Here is an 18,453-nt window from a genome sequence, read left to right as displayed (position 1 = left end):
CTGGAAATCAGCGCACGGCGCGGAAACCGGCGACGACATTGCGGGGATCGTCCCGCAGGAAGGCGTCGATGTTGTCGCATACCTGCAGGATCATCGAACGGATGGCGGCCTCGCTGCTCCAGGCCATGTGCGGGGTCAGGATGAAGTTAGGCATATCCAGCAGGCGCATCAAAGGGTGGTTGGCCGCCGGTGGTTCCTGGGAGGCCACGTCGAAGCCCGCGCCGCTGATCTGGCCGGAGCGCAGCGCGTGTTCCAGCGCGTACTCGTCCACCAGCCCTCCGCGGGCGGTGTTGATGAGCAGCGGCTTGCGTTCCATCAGGGCGAATTCGGCGGCGCCGATCATGCCCCGCGTCTGGGCGTTGAGCGGGCAATGCAGGCTGAGCACGTCGCTGGTGCGCAGGACGTGGTTGAAATCGGTGTAGTCGTGGGTGGGTTCGCCGGTGTCCCGCCGGGCGGCGAACTGCACCTTCATGCCGAAGGCCCGGGCAAGCTCGGCCACGGCTTCGCCCAGGGCGCCCCGGCCGATGATGCCCAGGGTCGATCCGGCCAGGTCGCGCACGGGAAAATCAAAATAGCAGAACTGGCCGCTGGCCTGCCAACGGCCGTCGCGCACCGACTGGCGGTAGGCCAGCAGGCTGCGGCGAAGCGCCAGCATCAGGGCAAAAGTATGCTCGGGCACGGCATGCACGGCGTAGTCGCGCACATTGGATACGATGATGCCGCGCCGGTCGCAGGCCTCCAGATCGACGTTGTCGGTGCCGGTCGCCGTGATTGCGATCATGCGCAGGCGCTGCGCCTGGGCGATGGCATCGGCCGCCAGCGGAACCTTGTTGACGATGACGATGTCCGCATCGCGGATGCGCTCGGCGACCTGTTCGGGCGCCGTGCGGGGATGCGCCACCAGCTCGTGCGGCGCCTGCGGACCGGTGAATTCCGCTGCCGCGGGCAGAGAGTCCCGGTCCAGGAAAACGATGCGCAGGGGATTCATGGCACAGGCCTCATTGAAAGACAGCGTCAACCAGATAGTCTACCCCATGCGCGGCCAGCACAGCCTCGCCCGGCGGCCCGATCCGGGCCATGCGCGCCCGCAATGGTATAAAAGTGGGTCAATCCTCCCCTTCCCTCCGGAGCATCATGAAACTCTACTATTTTCCCGGCGCCTGCCCCCTGGTTTCCCACATCGTCCTCGAATGGATCGGCAAACCCTACGAAACCGTCCGCCTGACCTTCGCGCAAACCAAGGAAGCCGAGTATCTGGCGCTCAATCCAGCGGGCGCCGTTCCCACGCTGGTGGACGATGATTTCGTCCTGACCCAGAGCTCCGCCATCCTGAACTATCTGGCCGAACTGAACCCCGAGGCCGGTCTGCTGGGCGACACGCCGCGCGAGCGCGCGGAAACCCGCCGTTGGCTAAGCCTGTGCAATTCGGACATGCACAAGACTTTCACCTTGATTTTCGGCAACTACTACACCGGCGACGATGCGGCCCTGGGCAAGATCGTGGCCGGCAAGGCGGCCGAAAAGCTGCGCAGCCTGTTCGCCATCGTCAATGACCGCCTGCGCGGCCGCGAGTGGCTGACCGGGAAGCGCTCGGTGGCCGACGCCTACCTGTTCGTGCTGCTGCTCTGGGCAGGCATGAAAAAAATCCCGCTGGACGGATTGGACGAACTGGGCAAATTCCAGGCGCGCCTGAACGCCGACGCCGGCGTCCAAGCCGCCCTCAAGGCACAGGGATTGGCCTGACTCAGGACAGCCCCTGCGGGCTGTCCTGAGTACAGGCCAATCCGAGCGGCATGCAGGCCGCGAGGTGGGAGGACACGCCGCAAAAACAGACGGCCCCGCCTTTCAGGCGGGGCCGTCTGCCATTCGGCACGAAACCACGCAAGTCTCAGGCGCCGAGATAGGCTTTGCGGACCTCGTCGTTGCTGAGGAGATTGACGCCGGTGTCGGCCAGCACCACCTTGCCGTTTTCCAGGACATAGCCGCGATCGGCCACCTGCAGGGCCTTGTTGGCGTTCTGCTCGACCAGGAACACCGTCACGCCTTCTTCGCGGATGGTCCGGATGATATCGAAGATCTGCGCGATGATGAGCGGCGCCAGGCCCAGGGTCGGCTCGTCCAGCAGCAGCAGCTTGGGACGCGTCATCAGCGCCCGGCCGATGGCGAGCATCTGCTGCTCGCCGCCGGACATGGTGCCGGCGCGCTGGTTGGCGCGTTCGCGCAGGCGCGGAAACAGACCGAAGACGTGCTTCATGCCCTCCTCGGTTTCGGTGCGGTTCAGGAAGAACGCCCCCATGTTGAGGTTTTCCGCCACCGTCAGGTCCGGAAACACGCGCCGGCCTTCGGGAGAGATGGCGATCCCGCGCTGCATGATGAGATGCGTGGGCGCCTGGGTGATTTCCTCGTCCAGGAAAGTGATCTTGCCCGAGCTGGCGCGCGGATTGCCGCACACCGACATGAGCAGTGTCGTCTTGCCGGCGCCGTTGGCGCCGATCAGCGTGACGATTTCCCCCTGATTGACTTCCACGGACACTTCGTTCAGAGCCTGGATGGCCCCGTAGAATGTGCTGACTTTTTCGAGCTTGAGCACGGTTATTCCCCCAGATAGGCTTTGATGACGCGGGGATCCGCGCGGACTTCGTCGGGCAGGCCGGTGATGATGGGTTTGCCGTGCTCCATGACCAGAATGCGGTCGGACACGCCCATCACCAGGCTCATATCGTGCTCGATCAGCAACACGGCCACGCCGAACTCGCGCCGCAACTGATCGATCAACGCCTGCAAGTCGCGTTTTTCCTGGGGATTCAAGCCCGCCGCCGGCTCATCGAGCATCAGCAGGCGCGGCTGGGTGATCATGCAGCGGGCAATTTCCAGGCGCCGCTGGTGACCGTAGGCCAGGTTGCCGGCCTCCCGGTTGGCATACTGGCGGATGCCCATGAAATCCAGCCATTGGACTGCGTTCTTTTTGGCCTCGGTCTCGGAATGCCGGAACGAAGGCAGCTTGAACAAGCCCTGCAGCAGACCGGTTTCCATCCGGGTGTGCTGCGCCACCATCAGGTTTTCAAGCACGGTCAGGTTCTTGAACAGGCGTACGTTCTGAAACGTGCGCACCAGGCCGTGGCGGGCGACCTTGTGGCTGGGCTGGCCCGTGATGGCCTTGCCATCCATCAGGATGTCGCCCGTGGTGGGCTTGTAGAAGCCGCCCACGCAGTTGAAGACGGTGGTCTTGCCCGCGCCGTTGGGGCCGATGATGGCGAAGACCTCGTCGCGACGCACGTCGAATTCGACCTGGTCGACGGCCAGCAGGCCGCCGAAGCGCATGGTCAGTCCGCTGACCTTCAGCAATGTTTCACTCATGATTCCAATTCCACTTGCGGACGTTTCATCGGGAGCAGGCCCTGCGGGCGCCAGACCATCATGATGACCATGACCAGGCCGAAGATCAGCATGCGGTATTCGGCGAACTCACGGGCGATCTCGGGCACGACGGTCAACAGCACGGCGGCCAGAATGACCCCCAGCTGGGAACCCATGCCGCCCAGCACGACGATGGCCAGGATCAACGCTGATTCGATGAAGGTGAAGGATTCCGGGTTGACCAGCCCCTGGCGCGCGGCGAAGAACGCCCCGCCGAAGCCGGCGAACATGGCGCCCATGGTGAATGCCGACAATTTGATGTTGCGCGGATTCAGGCCCAGCGAGCGGCAGGCGATTTCATCCTCGCGCAGCGCCTCCCAGGCGCGGCCGATCGGCATGCGGATGAGTCGGCTGGTGAAGTACAGGGTGAACAGCACCAGCACCAGCGCCATCAGGTACAGGTAGATGACCACGTCCTGGCTGTCGAAAGTCCAGCCCATCAACTCGTGAAACGTGGGCGTGCCGTCCAGCGAGCGCCGCGTCATCTGGTAGCCGAAGAAGGAAGGCTTGGGAATGCCCGAGATGCCGTCCGGCCCGCCCGTGAAGCTGGTCAGGTTGATGAGCAGCAGGCGAATGATCTCGCCGAAGCCCAGCGTCACGATCGCCAGATAGTCGCCCCGCAGCCGCAGCACCGGGAATCCGAGGATGAAGCCGAAGAAGGCCGAGACCACGCCGGCCAGCGGCAGCGCTTCCCAGAAGCCCCAACCCGCCCAGTGATACAGCAAGGCGTAGGTGTAGGCCCCCGTGGCGTAGAAGCCGACGAAGCCCAGGTCCAGCAGGCCGGCGAAGCCCACCACGATGTTCAGGCCCAGGCCCAGCATCACGTAGATCAGCACCAGCGTGGCAATGTCCACCTGGGCGCGGCCGGTGAAGAACGGCCAGACCAGCGCGAACATGACCAGCACCAGAATCGCGCGATTACGGAAGCGGTCGGTGATGACGGGCAGCTTGAAGCGGGAGGCCGAGGCGGGCTTGCCGGCCCTGCGCTCGCGCAGCCAGGCGTGCAGGATCTGGAAGATGAACACGGCCAGCATGCCGCCGATGATCATTTTCCATTCGGGTTGCAGATAGGTTTCCTGACCCCTGCGCAGGATCTGCAGGCCATAGACGGGGGCAATGATCACCCCCGCCAGCAGCGAGGCAATCGCTGCATTCTTGAGATTCTGATTCATTTAGACTTTTTCCACCTCGGGTTTGCCCAACAGCCCCGTGGGACGGAACAGCAGGATGAGGACCAGCAGCAGGAAGGCGACGATGTCCTTGTACTGCGAGGAGATGAAGGCGGCGGCGAAGGTTTCGGCCAGCCCCAGCAGCACGCCGCCCAGCATGGCGCCGGGGATGCTGCCGATGCCGCCGAGCACTGCGGCGGTGAAGGCCTTGATGCCGGCGATGAAGCCGATGAAGGGATTCAGCTTGCCGATGGCCAAGGCGATCAGCACCCCGCCGACGGCGGCCAGCATGGCGCCGATGACGAAAGTGATGGAGATGATCCTGCTGGTGTCGATGCCCAGCAGATTGGCCATGCGCAGATCCTGGGAGCAGGCGCGCGAGGCCTGGCCGGTGCGCGAGTATTTGATGAACAGCGTCAGGCCGATCATCATCAACACCGTCACCACGATGATCAGGATGCGGGAATACGGCGCGGTCACGGTGAAGTCGCTGGAACCCAGCGTGAAATTGACCGATCCGTTGATCAGCGCCGGCACGGCCATATCGCGGGCGCCCTGCCCGGTGGCCACCCAGTTCTGCAGAAAGATCGACATCCCGATCGCGGAAATCAGCGGCACCAGACGGGGGCTGTTGCGCAACGGCGCGTAGGCGATCTTTTCGACGGCGAAGCCATAGACCGCCGTCACCAGTACGGCCATGATCAGCATGATCAGCACCATCAGGGGCAAGGGCAGGCCGCTGCCTACGCCGATGGCCGAGAGCGTGACCAGGCCCACGTAGGCGCCGATCATATAAATTTCACCATGAGCGAAATTGATCATGCCGATGATGCCGTAGACCATGGTGTAGCCGATGGCGATCAGGGCGTAGATGGCGCCCAGCGACAAGCCGTTGAACAGCTGTTGCGTCAATAGAGGAAGCAGTTCGGACATAATGTCGGGGGAATGAGACGAGAAAACGGCCGGGCGGCGGGCGCCCGGGAGAACCGCAGCGGCCCCGGATTGCACCGGGGCCGGCCGAGCCCGTCAGGGCTGGATCTGGGTCATGTTGCCATTGGCATCCCAACGGAAGACCGCGAACTCGAAGTGCTTGAGGTCGCCCTTCGCGTCGTAGTCCACCTTGCCGATGGCGGTATCAAAGCTGTTGGCGTGCATGTAGTCGGCAACCTTGGCCGGATCCGTGCCCACCGCGTTGATGCTGCTGGCCAGCACTTGCATGGCGGCATAGGCCGTCATCGTGAAGGCGCCGTCGGGGCTGCGCTGGTATTTCTTGAACTGCTCCAGAATCTGCTCGTTGCCCTTGCGCTTGGTGAAGTCGGCGGGCAGCGTCACCAGCAGGTTGTCGACGGCCGGGCCGGCGATGGCGGCGAGATCCTTGTTGGCCACGCCCTCGGGGCCCATGAACTGGGTTTCCAGTCCTTGCTCGCGCGCCTGGCGCAGCAACAGGCCCAGTTCGGGGTGATAGCCGCCGAAATAGATCAAATCGGGGCCCAGCGCCTTGAGCTTGGAGATCACGGCGGAGTAGTCGCTGTCGCCGACGTTGATGCCTTCAAACATGGCGATGTTCACACCCGCCGTTTCGAGGGCCTTCTGGACCTGGGTGGCCACGCCCGAACCGTAGGTCTGCTTGTCGTGCAAGATAGCGACCTTCTGCGGCTTGAGCTGCTTGGCGATGTAGTCGGCGGCAAACGGACCTTGCTGGTCGTCGCGGCCGATGGTGCGGAAAAAGAAGTGCGGCTTGATGGTGTCGGTCACCAGCGGGGACGTGGCGCCCGGGGTAATGGCGACGATGCCTTCCTGCTCGTAGACGTTGACCGCGGGAACCGTGGTGCCGGAGCATGCGTGGGCTACGGCGAACTTGGCGCCGGAATTGATCACGCGGTTGGCGGCCGGCACAGCCTGCTTGGGCTCGCAGCCATCGTCGATCAGCAGCGGCTCGATCTTCATACCTTTGATGCCGCCGGCTTCGTTCATGGCGTCGATGGCCGTCAGCGCGCCCGCCTGGATCTGATCGCCATACTGCGTGTTGGGGCCGGTCATCGGCTGCGGAATGCCGATCTTGAGGGTCTCGGCATGGGCACCGGCAGCCAGAGCCAGCGCTCCGAACGCGAGGATGCAGGGGGTGATGCGCAATTTGAACTTCATTCGATAGTCTCCGGTAGAGGCGCCGATGGCAATTTCAAATACCCGGTCGGGATTGAAGCCAGGGGCGCCAAGCCTTGGTTTTGCTTCCGCCCTGAGCGGCAGGCGTATTCTGAGGGTTGACCCCTGGGGGTGTCACTACGGTTAATCCCTTATGACGGAACGTTTCTGTACGTTTTCCAGTAAATGGGGCCGGATCAAGAAGAAAACTCGCGCGCCAGTTCGCCCGCCCTGCGGGCGGCGGCCGCGACTGCCTGGCGCATGATGTCTGTCAGGCCGCGTTCCTGAAAGACCGCCAGCGCGGCCGCCGTGGTGCCGCCCTTGGAAGTCACCCGCTCGCGCAGGACCGAGGGGGAATCCGGCGAAAGGCTTGCCAACTGGGTGGCGCCGTGAAAGGTGCCCAGCGCCAGCCGGCGCGCCTGCTCCGGCGTCAGCCCTTGCTCGATCCCGGCGGCGATCAAGGCTTCGAGAAACAGGAAGACATAGGCTGGACCACTGCCGGAAACGGCCGTGACGGCATCGATATCGGCATCGTCGCGCACCCAGATGACCTCGCCCACGGCGCGCAGCAGTTCTTCGGCCAGGGCGCGGTCGGCCTCGTCCACGCCCTCCAGCGCCGCCATGCCGGTCATGCCGCTGGCGATCAGCGCGGGCGTGTTGGGCATGCAGCGCACGATCCGGGCATAGGGCACGGCATCGGTGCCCAGCCAGCGTGCGATCGCCTCGCCGGGAATGCCGGCGGCGATGCTGATGACCAGCGTATCGGGGCGCAGCCAGGGACGGCACTGGCGCACGACCTCGGCCATGATTTGAGGCTTGACGGCAAAGAACCAGACACGGCATTCGGCCAGACGCGCGTCGGGCGCCGCCGCCGTGGTGGTGCCTTGCCCGGCCCATCGCTCGCGGACGGCTTCGCCCGGATCGATCACATGGACGTCGGCGGCCGCGCAGCGCCGCCCGATCAGGCCGCTGGCCAGGGCGTTGGCCATGTTGCCGCCCCCGATGAGCGCGAGAGAAAGTTCGGTTTTCATGATCCGGCATTGTACGGACAAGGGGGGCGCCATGAGAAGCGCCAGGCGGACCGCCGAGTCAAAACGCAGGGAAACACCGGTTGCCAAAGCCGTCATGAGGCTATCACAATGGGTTCCTACAATTCCCTCCAGCCGCCGCCCGGGCTGGTTCGGGAGGCACAACGACAGGAGACCCCTCATGGCTTTTTCCTTGTTCCGCACAACGGCCCTGGCCGCCCTTCTGAGCAGCGCGGGCCTGGCCCAGGCGGCCACCGACATCACGTTCTGGCACTCCATGGAAGGCCCCCTGGGTGAGCGTGTCGGCCAGATCGCCCGGGATTTCAACGCCAGCCAGTCCGACTACGTGGTGCATGCCGTCTACAAGGGCAGCTACGGCGAATCCATGAACGCCGGGATCGCCGCCTTCCGCGCGGGCAATGCCCCCGATATTCTCCAGGTCTTCGAGGTCGGCACCGCCACCATGATGTATGCCAAGGGTGCCGTCAAGCCCGTTCAGGCGCTGTCCGAAGCCGTCGGCGATCCGATCGACCCGAGCGCTTTTCTGGGCGCCGTTGCCGGCTATTATTCGTCTCCCGAAGGCAAGCTGGTGTCCATGCCCTTCAACAGCTCCACGCCGGTTCTGTACTACAACAAGGATGCCTTCAAGCGGGCCGGCCTCGACCCCGAGGCCCCGCCCAAGACCTGGCCCGAGGTCGCCGCCGCCGCCGGAAAACTGCGCGCGGCCGGGATGGAGTGCGGTTATTCCTCCGCCTGGCCGTCCTGGGTGCTGCTGGAAAATTTTGCCGCCTGGCACAACACGCCCTACGCCAGCCTGGACAATGGCTTCGGCGGGCTGGACGCCCGCCTGCAGCTCGACAGCCCCCTGTTCCGCAAGCACCTGAGCTTTCTGGCCGACATGGCCAAGGCCGGTACCTTTACCTACGGCGGCCGCGGCGATGCGGGCAATGCCTTGTTTACCTCCGGCAAGTGCGGCATGTACACGGGCTCCAGCGGCATGCGCGCCTCCATCCTCAAGACCGGCGGCTTTGCTTTCGGCACCAGCACCCTGCCCTATTATCCCGACGCGCCGGGCGCGCCCCAGAACTCCATCATCGGCGGCGCTTCGCTGTGGGTGTTCGCGGGCAAGACCGACGCCACCTACAAGGGCGTGGTGAAATTCTTCAAGTTCCTGTCCAGCCCCGCGCAGGCGGCCGCCTGGCACCAAGGCACCGGCTACGTCCCCGTCACCAAGGCAGGCTATCAGGCCACCCTGGAATCCGGCTTCTATGACCAGAACCCGGGCACGGAAATCGCCGTCAAGCAGCTTGACGCCGCCACCACCGCCAACTCACGCGGTATCCGGCTGGGCTACCTGCCGCAAATCCGCGACATCGAGGACAGCACCATGGAGCAGATCTTCGCCGGCAAGGTCAGCCCCGAGGACGGCCTCAAGAAAATGAATGCCGAAGGCAACGCCCTGCTCGAGCGCTTCGAAAAAAGCGTCAAGTAGGTCGATGGAAAAACGCGTCGTCTTCCGTCATCGCAGCCTGCCCTGGCTGCTGCTGGCGCCGCAACTGGCCATCACGCTGGTATTCTTTTTCTGGCCGGCGGGCCAGGCCCTGTGGCAGTCTTTCCGGCTGGAAGATCCCTTCGGCCTGTCGTCGCAGTTCACCGGTCTGGACAACTTCGCCGAGCTGTTCGCCAGCGCCGACTACCTGAGCTCGTTTCGGACCACACTCTGGTTTTCGGCGCTGGTGGCCTTCGGCGGGCTGGCGATCTCGCTGCTGCTGGCCGTCATGGCCGATCGCGTGGTGCGCGGCGCAGGCATTTACAAAACGCTGTTGATCTGGCCCTATGCGGTCGCGGCGGCGGTCGCGGGGGTGTTGTGGTTGTTTCTGTTCTCGCCCTCGGTCGGCATCCTGGCCGTCTTCCTGACGCAGCTTGGCTTCGATTGGAACCCACGCCTGGACGGGGCCGACGCCATGGCGCTGGTCGTCTTCGCCGCGATCTGGAAGCAGGTTTCCTACAACTTCCTGTTCTTCCTGGCCGGGTTGCAGTCCATCCCCCGCTCGCTGATCGAAGCCGCGGCCATCGACGGCGCGGGCCCGGTGCGGCGTTTTTGCACCATGGTCTTTCCGCTGCTCTCGCCCACGACCTTCTTCCTGCTGGTGATCAACTTCATCTATGCCTTCTTCGATACCTTTGCGGTGATCGACGTCGTCACGCAGGGCGGTCCCGGGCGAGCCACCGACATTCTCGTCTACAAGGTCTACAACGCCGGCTTCAAGGGCCTGGATCTGGGCGCCTCCGCCGCCCAATCCGTGATCCTGATGCTGATCGTCATCGGCCTGACGGCGCTGCAGTTCCGTTACGTCGACCGCAAGGTGAACTACTAGTGTCCCGCTTGCCCTGATGCCCCCCATTCCCGACCCATCCGGAGGCGCCCATGGTTGAACGCCGCCCTTTGCTGGACATCGTGTCGCACCTCACGCTGATCCTGGGCGTGGCGGTGATCGCCTTCCCCTTGTACGTGGCCTTCGTGGCCTCGACCCAGACGGCCCAGGAAGTCGCCCAGGCGCCGATGTCGCTGATTCCGGGCGCCCATTTCCTCGACAACTACTGGACCGTGCTGCGCGGCGGCGCCATCAACACGCCGCCCGTGGGCCGCATGCTGTGGATCAGCACCTTCATGGCCTTGGCGATCGCCGTGGGAAAGATCGCCATTTCCATGCTGTCGGCCTTTGCCGTGGTGTATTTCCGCTTTCCTCTGCGCATGCTGTGCTTCTGGATGATCTTCGTGACCTTGATGCTGCCCGTGGAAGTCCGAATCGCGCCCACCTATGCGGTCGTCGCGGATCTGGGCATGCTCAACAGCTACGCCGGCCTGACCTTGCCGCTGATCGCCTCGGCCACCGCCACGTTTCTTTTCCGGCAGTTCTTCCTGACGGTCCCCGACGAACTGGCCGAAGCCGCGCGCATCGATGGCGCCGGGCCCATGCGCTTCTTCAAGGACATTCTCCTGCCGCTGTCGCGCACCAGCATCGCCGCCCTGTTCGTGATCCAGTTCATCTATGGCTGGAACCAATACTTGTGGCCACTCATCATCACCACGCATGAAGACATGTATCCGGTGGTGATCGGCATTCGGCGCATGATTGCCGGGGGCGACAGCGTCACCGAGTGGAACCTGGTCATGGCCACCGCCATGCTGGCCATGCTGCCACCCGCGGCCGTCGTCATCCTGATGCAGAAATGGTTCGTCAAGGGCCTCGTCGACTCAGAAAAATAGGAAACCGCATTCCCCATGGCAAACCTCAGCTTGCGCGCCGTGCATAAAACCTACCCGGGCGGCGTGGCCGTCATCCACGGCATCGACATGGAAGTGCGCGACGGCGAGTTCGTCGTGATCGTCGGGCCGTCCGGTTGCGGAAAATCGACCTTGATGCGCATGGTGGCGGGCCTGGAAACGATCAGCAGCGGCGAGATCGCCATCGGCGGCCGGGTCGTCAACGACCTGGAGCCCGCCGAGCGCGACATCGCCATGGTGTTCCAGAACTACGCGCTCTATCCCCACATGAGCGTCTTCGACAATATGGCCTACGGCCTGAAGATCCGCCGCCTGGGCCGCGACGAGATCCGGCGGCGCGTCGAGGATGCGGCCCGGATCCTCGAACTGGACTCGCTGCTCGAACGGCGTCCGCGCCAACTGTCGGGCGGACAGCGCCAGCGCGTGGCCATGGGCCGTGCCATCGTGCGCGAGCCGTCCGTGTTCCTGTTCGACGAGCCCCTGTCCAATCTGGACGCCAAGCTGCGCGTGCAGATGCGACTGGAAATCCAGAAGCTGCACCAGCGCCTGGGGACCACCAGCCTGTATGTCACCCACGATCAGGTCGAGGCCATGACACTGGCCCACCGCATGATGGTCATGAATCAAGGCGTGCCCGAGCAGATCGGCACCCCCGCCGAGGTTTTCGAGCGCCCCGCCACGGTCTTCGTGGCCGGATTCATCGGCTCGCCGCCGATGAACCTGTTGCGCGTGGAGGCCGACGCACAAGGCCGGACGGCCGGTCCGGACGGCACCGTGCTGCCCCTGCCGGCTCCGCCCGGCCCCGCGCGCGGACTGATTCTCGGCCTGCGGCCGGAACACCTGGTGCTGGGCGTGCCGGGCGGTTTGCAGGCCCGGGTCGAGATGATCGAAATCCTGGGCTCCGAACAACTGATCCATGCCCGCTGGGGCGGCCAACCCCTGGTTCTGCGCTGCGCCGTATCGGCAACCCGGGCGCGGCCGCTGAACGCCGGCGACGAGATCACACTGGGGCCGGACGGCGCACATCCTGCGCACTGGTTCGATGCCGCAAGCGGAAAGCGCATCCAGGATTGACGCCTGGCCTGCGGCGCGCCGCCCGGCGCGGGCGGCTGCGATATGAAAAACGGCGCGCCTCTTGCGAGACGCGCCGTTTTTGGTGCCCGTGCGCGGCGATGCGCCCGGGAAATACCCCGGCTTACTTGAAGACGGACTTGGAGCCGTCGGCGTGCCAGGTGAAGACGTCGAACTTGAAGGACTTGAGGTCGCCCTGCTTGTTCCACGAGATCTCGCCGATCGGGGTCTTGACCGAATTGCTGTGCAGCCAGGCAGCCACCTTGGCCGGATCGTCCTTGCCCGCGCCCTTGATGCCGGCGGCGATGGCTTCGACGGCGGAATAGGCCGTCAGTTGGAAGGCGCCGCCCGGGTTGCGGTTCTTATCCTTGAAGGCCTTGACCACGGACGCGTTGGCCGGATCGGCGGTGAAGTCGGCGGGCAGGGTCACCAGCATGCCTTCGACAGCCGGGCCGGCGATGGCGTTGATGTCCGGATTGCCCACGCCTTCGGGGCCCATGAACTTGGCCTGCAGGCCTTGCTCGGCGCCCTGACGCAGCAGCAGACCCATTTCAGGGTGGTAGCCGCCGTAGTAGACGAAATCGGCGCCGGCGGACTTGAGCTTGGTGATCACGGCGGAATAGTCGCTGTCGCCGGCGTTGATGCCTTCAAACAGGACGACCTTGATGCCGGCCTTCTCGAGATCAGCCTTGACGGCCGTGGCAATGCCTTGGCCGTACGACTGCTTGTCGTGCAGCACGGCAACAGCCTGGGGCTTGACCTTTTGCGCGATGAACTCGGCAGCCGCGGGGCCTTGCTGGTCGTCACGGCCGATGGTGCGGAAGATCATGTCGTAGTTCTTGCCGTCGGTCACCAGGGGCGAGGTGGCGGACGGGGAGATCATGACCACGCCTTCGTTGTTGTAGACGGGCGTTGCGGCGATCGTGGCGCCGGAGCAGACGTGGCCCACGACGTAGTGGATTTTTTCGTTGACGACGCGGTTGGCCACGACGGGACCCTGCTTGGGTTCGCAACCATCATCGATCACGACGGCTTCGAGGGTATTGCCCAGCACACCGCCGCCCGCGTTGATGGTTTCGATCGCCGTATCCACGCCTTCCTTGACCATGTCGCCATACTGCGTCAACGCCCCGGTGAAGGGCCCCGCGATGGCGATGCGGATGGTATCGGCATGCGCCACGGAAGAAAGCATCATGCCGGCGGCCAGACCCAGTGCGGCTGCCATCGGCGTAAAGCGTACGTTCATAAGACCTCCTGTGAAAGACCTTGAAAAGAATACACGAAACCCCCGTACAGCGGTCATTGCGCCGTACGGGGGTTTTCCCGATATCGTCTTGCGCACCGCAGCGGAACAGCGCGCGGATATGGGTTCAAGCCAGCAGGCTGCGCAACATCCAGGCATTCTTCTCGTGCACGTCCAGGCGCTGCGTCAGCAGATCGGCCGTGGGCTGGTCGTTGACGGTGTCGGCGCACTGGAAGGCCCGGCGCGCGGTGCGCGCGACCGACTCATTGCCCTCGACCAGCATGCGCACCATGTCTTCGGCCACAGGCACGGCGGTGGGCTCCGAGATCGAACTCAGGCGCGCGTACTCGGCATAGGTGCCGGGCGCGTAATGCCCCAGGGCGCGGATCCGTTCGGCGATGGCGTCGAGCGCCTGCCAGATTTCCGTGTATTGATCCATGAACATCTGGTGCAGCGTGTTGAACATGGGTCCGGTCACGTTCCAGTGGAAATTATGGGTCATCAAGTACAGCGTGTAAGTATCCGCCAGCGTCTTGGACAATTCGGCCACGACGGCGGCACGGTCCTTGGCCGAGATGCCGATGTCGATCGGCAGGCCGCTCGAGGGCGCGATGGCGGATTTCTTCGGGCTGGTTTTCTTGACGGCTTTGGCCATGGAACACTCCTTCAAAAAGTCGTTCTTACGATGCCAGAATAGCATGGGGAAAAGCGCATGGGCATTGGCCCGCACAGGGCGAAACGCCTCGTTTCAAACCGTCTCGGCGGATTGCGGCGCGGCGTCTTCCAGCATGGTGGCGCCCGGCATGCCGCACTGGCGCACGGCCTGGATCAGCGCCTCGATGGCCGCCTGGCGCGGAAAGCTCTTGCGCCAGACCAGCACCACGCGCCGATCGGGGGCCGGCGGCTTGAACGGGATGTAGCGCAGCAACTGGCTTTCGGCACCCTGCACGCCCAGGGCGCTGGCCGGCAGGACCGTGATGCCGATCCCCGCGGCCACCATATGGCGGATGGTTTCCAGCGAGGATCCTTCGAACGTGCGCTGGATGCCTTCGCTGGAGGCCGAAAACCGCGAAAGCTCGGGACAGACCTCCAGCACCTGGTCGCGAAAGCAGTGGCCCGCGCCCAGCAGGAGCATGTTCTCTTCTTTGAGGCGGCGGGAGTCGACCCGGGCCTCGTCCGCCCAGGGATGATTGTGCGGCACGGTGACGTAGAAAGGCTCGTCGTACAGGGCGCACTGCGACAGGCCGGTATCGGGCAGCGGCAAGGCGACGATTGCGCAGTCGATCTCGCCCTGACGCAGCAACTCCAGCAACCGCGCGGTGTAGTTCTCCTGCAGCAGCAAGGGCATCTGGGGCGTGCGGCGGATCTGCTCGGGCACCAGGTAGGGCAGCAGGTACGGGCCCACGGTATAGATCACGCCGACGCGCAGGGGCCCCTCCAGCGGATCGTGCCCCTGGCGGGCGATCTCGCGCAGATTGGCGCCCTCTTCCAGGACCTTCTGCGCCTGGGCGACCACGCGCAGGCCGATGGGAGTGATGCCGATCTCGGCGCCGCCACGCTCGAACAGCACGACCCCCAACTCTTCTTCCAGCTTGCGGATGGCCACCGACAGGGTGGGCTGGCTGACGAAGCAGGCCTCGGCCGCGCGCCCGAAATGGCGTTCCCGCGCCACGGCAACGATGTATTTCAGTTCGGTCAGTGTCATCAGGGCTCCTCTCAACTGCGTAGATACTGGTCGGCACCCGCCATCCAGCGCTGCCGGTGGGCGCGGGCGTGCTCGGGAAAATCGGCACTCAGCCAGGCGGCAGCCTCGCGGGCCTGCTCAAGCAGGTCTTCGTCGGCCTCCAGGTCGGCAAAGCGCAGCAGGGCCTGGCCCGACTGCCGCAGACCGAGCAATTCTCCCGGTCCGCGCTGGGCAAGATCGCGGCGCGCGATCTCGAAGCCGTCGGTCGTCTCGTACATGGCGCGCAGGCGCTCGCGGGCGATGGCCGACAACGGCGGCTGGTACAGCAGGACGCAGGTGGCTTCGCCGCCGCCCCGCCCCACCCGGCCGCGCAACTGATGCAGTTGCGCCAGCCCGAACCGCTCGGCATGCTCGATCACCATCAGGCCGGCATTGGGCACATCCACGCCGACCTCGATGACCGTCGTCGCGACCAGAAGATCGATGGCGCCGGCGCGGAAGGCATCCATGACGTCCGACTTTTCCCGCGCCGGCAGGCGGCCGTGCATCAGGCCGATGTGCAGATCCGGCAGCGCCGCGCATAGCCATTCATAGGTATCGACGGCCGTCTGCAGTTGCAGCGCCTCGCTTTCCTCGACCAGGGGGCAGACCCAATAGGCCTGCCGGCCGGCGCGCACGACCTCGCCCACCCGCGCCAGGACTTCGTCGCGGCGACGGTCATCGAACAGACGCGTGCGCACCGGCACCCGGCCCGGGGGCAGCTCATCGAGCACGGAGACGTCCATATCGGCGAAGAACGCCATCGCAAGCGTGCGCGGGATCGGCGTGGCGCTCATGCTGAGCTGGTGAGGACGATAGCGGGCCTGGTCCCCCTTGCGATTCAACGCCAGGCGCTGTCCCACCCCGAAGCGGTGTTGCTCGTCACTGATCACCAGCCCCAACGATTCGAATACCACCTTGTCCTGGATCAAGGCCTGCGTGCCGACCGCCAGCCGCGTCTCGCCCGAAGCCATGGCATGCAAGGCCCGGCGACGCTCGGCGGCGGGCAGGCCGCCGGTCAGCCAGACCGGAACCACCCCCAGGGGCGCCAGCCATTCGGACAATTTGCGCCAGAGCTGTTCGGCCAGGATCTCGGTGGGCGCCATCACGGCGACCTGGGCGCCGGCCTCGATCGCCTGGGCGGCCGCCAGCGCGGCCACCAGGGTCTTGCCGCTGCCCACGTCGCCCTGCAGCAGGCGATGCATGGGATGCGTACGCGCCAGATCCTCGCTGATCTGCGCCACCGCGCGCAACTGGGCGCCGGTCGGCGCAAACGGCAGGCTGGCGAGCAGGCGGCCCGTCAAGCTGCCGTCTCCCTGCAGGCCGCGGGCCGCCTGGGCGCGGCGCGCGGCCCGGGCATCGGCCAGTGCCAACTGCTGCGCCAGCAATTCGTCGAACTTGATGCGCCGCCAGGCGGGATGACTGTGCCGCGCCAGCAAATCCAGGGAAATATCCGGCCCCGGGCGGTGCAGCAGGCGCAGGGACTGTTCGAAATCGGCCAGATGATAGGCCTGGCGCACGGCCTGCGGCAGCGTATCGCCCAGTTCGGCTTCATCCAGGGCGCGGGCGATGGCCTTGCGCAGAGCCGCCTGCGGCAGACCCTGGGTGGTGGGATAGACGGGCGTCAGGGCATCGGGCAGGGGCGTGCCTGGTTCAGTCACCAGAGGATGCACGATTTCCAGGCCGTGGAAGCCCGCGCGCACCTCGCCCCGGGCCCTCACCCGCCGTCCTGCGTGCATGCGCGCCTGCTGGCCCGGATACACGTGCAGCCAGCGCAGATTCAGGCGGCCCGAATCGTCGGCCAGGGTGGCCTGCAGTTCCCGCCGGGGACCGAAGCGGATCGCACTGTCCGTGATCTCGCCCTCGAACAAGGCGTGGACGCCAGGCTGCGCTTCGCTGATCGGAGTGATGCGCGTCTCGTCTTCATAACGCAGCGGCAGATGCGTGACGAAATCGGCGGGCGCGCGCAAACCCAGCCGCTCGAACAGGCGAGCCTGCGGAATGCCCGCGGTCTTGCGGGCGCCGGGCGAAGCCCGGCGCGGCTTGTCAGCCGAAGCCACGAAACGCTGTCCGGCAGGCGGCGCCGGAAATCAGAGCGCCAGAATAGCTTCGACTTCGAACTGGGCGCCCTTGGGCAGGCTGGCCACGCCCAGGGTGGAACGCGCGGGATACGGCTGAGGAATGATCTCAGCCATGATGGCGTTGGCGCTGGCGAACTTGCTGAGATCCGTGAGGAACAGCGTGAGCTTGACGATGTCGTTCAGCGTGCCGCCGGCCGCTTCGATGACCGCCTGCATATTGGCGAAAGACTGGCGAACCTGGCCTTCGAAGTTTTCGGACACCAGCTCGCCGGTGCCGGGTTCCAGCCCGATCTGGCCCGACAGAAAGACCAGCTTGCCGGCAGCGACGCTGACCGCCTGGGAATACGGGCCGACGGCGGCCGGGGCGGCATCGGTATGGATGATTGCCTTGCTCATGGTGGGGGGCTCGGTAATGGTTAAAAGACTATCAGAGTGTACCGACCAATAGCGAGAAATAAAAGCGGGCGCAGGGCACGGCCACGCTTATTTTTCGGCGAAGGCGCGCTCGTAGACGTAATCGCCCAGCTCGCCCACGCCCGGCGAGACGACGAAGCCGCGCGCATCCAACATGGCCCGGATGTCCATCAACATGGCCGGGCTGCCGCAGATCATGGCGCGGTCGACTGCGGGGTCCAGGGGCGGCAGGCCGATGTCCTCGAACAGCTTGCCGCTCTCGACCAGCGTCGTCAGCCTGCCCTGGTGCTCGTAGGGTTCGCGCGTCACGGTGGGGTAGTAGATCAGCTTGTCACGCACCATCTCACCCAGGTATTCGTCCTGGGGCAGATCCTGCCGGATGTAGTCGGAATAGGCCAGTTCGCTGACGAAACGCACCCCATGCATCAGGATGATTTTTTCGAAGCGCTCGTAGACCTCGGGGTCTTTGATGATGCTGAGGAAAGGCGCCAGCCCCGTGCCCGTGGCGAACAGGTACAGGTGGCGGCCCGGGCGCAAGTCGTCGGCCACCAGCGTGCCGACCGGTTTGCGGCTGACCAGCACGGCATCCCCCGGTTTCAAGTGCTGCAGGCGCGAGGTGAGCGGGCCGTTGGGGACCTTGATGCTGAAAAACTCCAGATTGTCTTCGTGGTTGGCGCTGGCAATGCTATAGGCGCGCATCAGCGGCTTGCCCTCGACTTCGAGGCCCAGCATCACGAAATGGCCGTTGTGGAAGCGCAAGCCGGGATCGCGGGTGGTCTTGAAGGAAAACAGCGTGTCGTTCCAATGACGTACGCTGAGGACTTGCTCGGAATTGAAAGCGGCCATGACGAGAGTCGAACTCCAGGATTCGGTAAT

The 18,453-nt window shown here is 65.0% G+C and carries 18 protein-coding genes; 5 read left to right on the top strand and 13 right to left on the bottom strand.

Annotated features, from left to right (window positions below; translation table 11 throughout):
• Positions 1 to 7: 7 nt before the first annotated feature.
• Positions 8 to 988, bottom strand: coding sequence for a D-2-hydroxyacid dehydrogenase (locus tag ABRZ00_RS12000; RefSeq protein ID WP_368641887.1), 981 nt, complete (start codon positions 986 to 988; stop codon positions 8 to 10).
• A gap of 146 nt (positions 989 to 1,134) precedes the next feature.
• Between ABRZ00_RS12000 and ABRZ00_RS11995 the strand changes: the two genes are divergently transcribed.
• Positions 1,135 to 1,743, top strand: a complete 609-nt coding sequence (locus tag ABRZ00_RS11995) for a glutathione S-transferase family protein (RefSeq protein ID WP_368641888.1) — start codon at positions 1,135 to 1,137, stop codon at positions 1,741 to 1,743.
• Positions 1,744 to 1,888: 145 nt separating this feature from the next.
• Here the strand turns inward: ABRZ00_RS11995 and ABRZ00_RS11990 are convergent, their stop codons facing one another.
• From ABRZ00_RS11990 to proC, 6 genes are all read right to left on the bottom strand, one after another.
• Entirely contained in the window at positions 1,889 to 2,590 is a 702-nt protein-coding gene (locus ABRZ00_RS11990; protein WP_368644298.1) for an ABC transporter ATP-binding protein, read from the bottom strand.
• 2 nt (positions 2,591 to 2,592) lie between these two features.
• Complete coding sequence (livG, locus tag ABRZ00_RS11985; RefSeq protein WP_343835110.1) at positions 2,593 to 3,357, bottom strand: high-affinity branched-chain amino acid ABC transporter ATP-binding protein LivG; 765 nt, start codon at positions 3,355 to 3,357, stop codon at positions 2,593 to 2,595.
• The gene (locus ABRZ00_RS11980; protein WP_368639111.1) at positions 3,354 to 4,589 is read right to left on the bottom strand and encodes a high-affinity branched-chain amino acid ABC transporter permease LivM; all 1,236 of its coding nucleotides are present in this window, start codon (positions 4,587 to 4,589) and stop codon (positions 3,354 to 3,356) included. Before ABRZ00_RS11980 ends, livG begins: the two co-directional genes overlap by 4 nt.
• Positions 4,590 to 5,519 (bottom strand): high-affinity branched-chain amino acid ABC transporter permease LivH, encoded by a 930-nt coding sequence (gene livH, locus ABRZ00_RS11975; protein WP_368639112.1) that lies wholly within the window; start codon positions 5,517 to 5,519, stop codon positions 4,590 to 4,592.
• 93 nt (positions 5,520 to 5,612) lie between these two features.
• Positions 5,613 to 6,731 (bottom strand): high-affinity branched-chain amino acid ABC transporter substrate-binding protein, encoded by a 1,119-nt coding sequence (locus ABRZ00_RS11970; RefSeq protein WP_368644297.1) that lies wholly within the window; start codon positions 6,729 to 6,731, stop codon positions 5,613 to 5,615.
• A 194-nt stretch (positions 6,732 to 6,925) separates the two neighbouring features.
• A complete protein-coding gene (gene proC / locus ABRZ00_RS11965) occupies positions 6,926 to 7,759 on the bottom strand; it encodes a pyrroline-5-carboxylate reductase (RefSeq protein WP_368641891.1) in 834 nt (277 codons plus the stop codon).
• Between the two features lie 178 nt (positions 7,760 to 7,937).
• On the opposite strand from proC, the gene ugpB reads away from it, so the two are divergent.
• Genes ugpB through ABRZ00_RS11945 form a run of 4 tightly spaced genes read left to right on the top strand, consistent with a single transcriptional unit; the run spans position 7,938 to position 12,119 of the window.
• Positions 7,938 to 9,248 (top strand): sn-glycerol-3-phosphate ABC transporter substrate-binding protein UgpB, encoded by a 1,311-nt coding sequence (gene ugpB, locus ABRZ00_RS11960; RefSeq protein WP_368641892.1) that lies wholly within the window; start codon positions 7,938 to 7,940, stop codon positions 9,246 to 9,248.
• A gap of 4 nt (positions 9,249 to 9,252) precedes the next feature.
• Positions 9,253 to 10,134, top strand: coding sequence for a sn-glycerol-3-phosphate ABC transporter permease UgpA (ugpA, locus tag ABRZ00_RS11955; protein ID WP_368641893.1), 882 nt, complete (start codon positions 9,253 to 9,255; stop codon positions 10,132 to 10,134).
• 50 nt (positions 10,135 to 10,184) lie between these two features.
• A complete protein-coding gene (gene ugpE, locus ABRZ00_RS11950) occupies positions 10,185 to 11,027 on the top strand; it encodes a sn-glycerol-3-phosphate ABC transporter permease UgpE (RefSeq protein ID WP_368641894.1) in 843 nt (280 codons plus the stop codon).
• A gap of 15 nt (positions 11,028 to 11,042) precedes the next feature.
• The gene (locus ABRZ00_RS11945; RefSeq protein WP_368641895.1) at positions 11,043 to 12,119 is read left to right on the top strand and encodes a sn-glycerol-3-phosphate import ATP-binding protein UgpC; all 1,077 of its coding nucleotides are present in this window, start codon (positions 11,043 to 11,045) and stop codon (positions 12,117 to 12,119) included.
• A 121-nt stretch (positions 12,120 to 12,240) separates the two neighbouring features.
• Here ABRZ00_RS11945 and ABRZ00_RS11940 read toward each other — a convergent pair whose 3' ends face one another.
• The 6 genes from ABRZ00_RS11940 to ABRZ00_RS11915 form a co-directional block, all read right to left on the bottom strand.
• Positions 12,241 to 13,362, bottom strand: a complete 1,122-nt coding sequence (locus ABRZ00_RS11940) for a branched-chain amino acid ABC transporter substrate-binding protein (RefSeq protein WP_343835100.1) — start codon at positions 13,360 to 13,362, stop codon at positions 12,241 to 12,243.
• Between the two features lie 124 nt (positions 13,363 to 13,486).
• The gene (locus ABRZ00_RS11935) at positions 13,487 to 14,014 is read right to left on the bottom strand and encodes a Dps family protein (protein WP_343835099.1); all 528 of its coding nucleotides are present in this window, start codon (positions 14,012 to 14,014) and stop codon (positions 13,487 to 13,489) included.
• Between the two features lie 93 nt (positions 14,015 to 14,107).
• A complete protein-coding gene (locus tag ABRZ00_RS11930; RefSeq protein ID WP_368639118.1) occupies positions 14,108 to 15,064 on the bottom strand; it encodes a LysR substrate-binding domain-containing protein in 957 nt (318 codons plus the stop codon).
• A gap of 11 nt (positions 15,065 to 15,075) precedes the next feature.
• Positions 15,076 to 17,085 (bottom strand): ATP-dependent DNA helicase RecG, encoded by a 2,010-nt coding sequence (recG, locus tag ABRZ00_RS11925; protein WP_368642841.1) that lies wholly within the window; start codon positions 17,083 to 17,085, stop codon positions 15,076 to 15,078.
• A gap of 87 nt (positions 17,086 to 17,172) precedes the next feature.
• Positions 17,173 to 17,559, bottom strand: coding sequence for a Rid family detoxifying hydrolase (locus ABRZ00_RS11920; protein ID WP_368641896.1), 387 nt, complete (start codon positions 17,557 to 17,559; stop codon positions 17,173 to 17,175).
• An 87-nt stretch (positions 17,560 to 17,646) separates the two neighbouring features.
• A complete protein-coding gene (locus ABRZ00_RS11915) occupies positions 17,647 to 18,423 on the bottom strand; it encodes a ferredoxin--NADP reductase (RefSeq protein WP_368641897.1) in 777 nt (258 codons plus the stop codon).
• Between the last annotated feature and the right edge of the window lie 30 nt (positions 18,424 to 18,453).

It is taken from the genome of Castellaniella ginsengisoli (assembly GCF_040955415.1).
Classification (GTDB): Bacteria; Pseudomonadota; Gammaproteobacteria; order Burkholderiales; family Burkholderiaceae_B; genus Castellaniella; species Castellaniella ginsengisoli.
The sequence above is the reverse complement of the archived record's forward strand: the minus strand, read 5'-3'. Positions and strand labels throughout refer to the sequence as shown.

Coding starts and splice junctions, on each gene's coding strand:
- ABRZ00_RS11995 (WP_368641888.1), top strand. CDS start 1,135: ATGAAACTCTACTATTTTCCCGGCGCCTGCCCCCTGGTTTCCCACATC.
- ABRZ00_RS11915 (WP_368641897.1), bottom strand. CDS start 18,423: ATGGCCGCTTTCAATTCCGAGCAAGTCCTCAGCGTACGTCATTGGAAC.
- ABRZ00_RS11920 (WP_368641896.1), bottom strand. CDS start 17,559: ATGAGCAAGGCAATCATCCATACCGATGCCGCCCCGGCCGCCGTCGGC.
- ABRZ00_RS12000 (WP_368641887.1), bottom strand. CDS start 988: ATGAATCCCCTGCGCATCGTTTTCCTGGACCGGGACTCTCTGCCCGCG.
- ABRZ00_RS11980 (WP_368639111.1), bottom strand. CDS start 4,589: ATGAATCAGAATCTCAAGAATGCAGCGATTGCCTCGCTGCTGGCGGGG.
- livG (WP_343835110.1), bottom strand. CDS start 3,357: ATGAGTGAAACATTGCTGAAGGTCAGCGGACTGACCATGCGCTTCGGC.
- livH (WP_368639112.1), bottom strand. CDS start 5,519: ATGTCCGAACTGCTTCCTCTATTGACGCAACAGCTGTTCAACGGCTTG.
- ABRZ00_RS11940 (WP_343835100.1), bottom strand. CDS start 13,362: ATGAACGTACGCTTTACGCCGATGGCAGCCGCACTGGGTCTGGCCGCC.
- ABRZ00_RS11970 (WP_368644297.1), bottom strand. CDS start 6,731: ATGAAGTTCAAATTGCGCATCACCCCCTGCATCCTCGCGTTCGGAGCG.
- ABRZ00_RS11945 (WP_368641895.1), top strand. CDS start 11,043: ATGGCAAACCTCAGCTTGCGCGCCGTGCATAAAACCTACCCGGGCGGC.
- ugpB (WP_368641892.1), top strand. CDS start 7,938: ATGGCTTTTTCCTTGTTCCGCACAACGGCCCTGGCCGCCCTTCTGAGC.
- proC (WP_368641891.1), bottom strand. CDS start 7,759: ATGAAAACCGAACTTTCTCTCGCGCTCATCGGGGGCGGCAACATGGCC.
- ugpE (WP_368641894.1), top strand. CDS start 10,185: ATGGTTGAACGCCGCCCTTTGCTGGACATCGTGTCGCACCTCACGCTG.
- ABRZ00_RS11930 (WP_368639118.1), bottom strand. CDS start 15,064: ATGACACTGACCGAACTGAAATACATCGTTGCCGTGGCGCGGGAACGC.
- ABRZ00_RS11935 (WP_343835099.1), bottom strand. CDS start 14,014: ATGGCCAAAGCCGTCAAGAAAACCAGCCCGAAGAAATCCGCCATCGCG.
- ugpA (WP_368641893.1), top strand. CDS start 9,253: ATGGAAAAACGCGTCGTCTTCCGTCATCGCAGCCTGCCCTGGCTGCTG.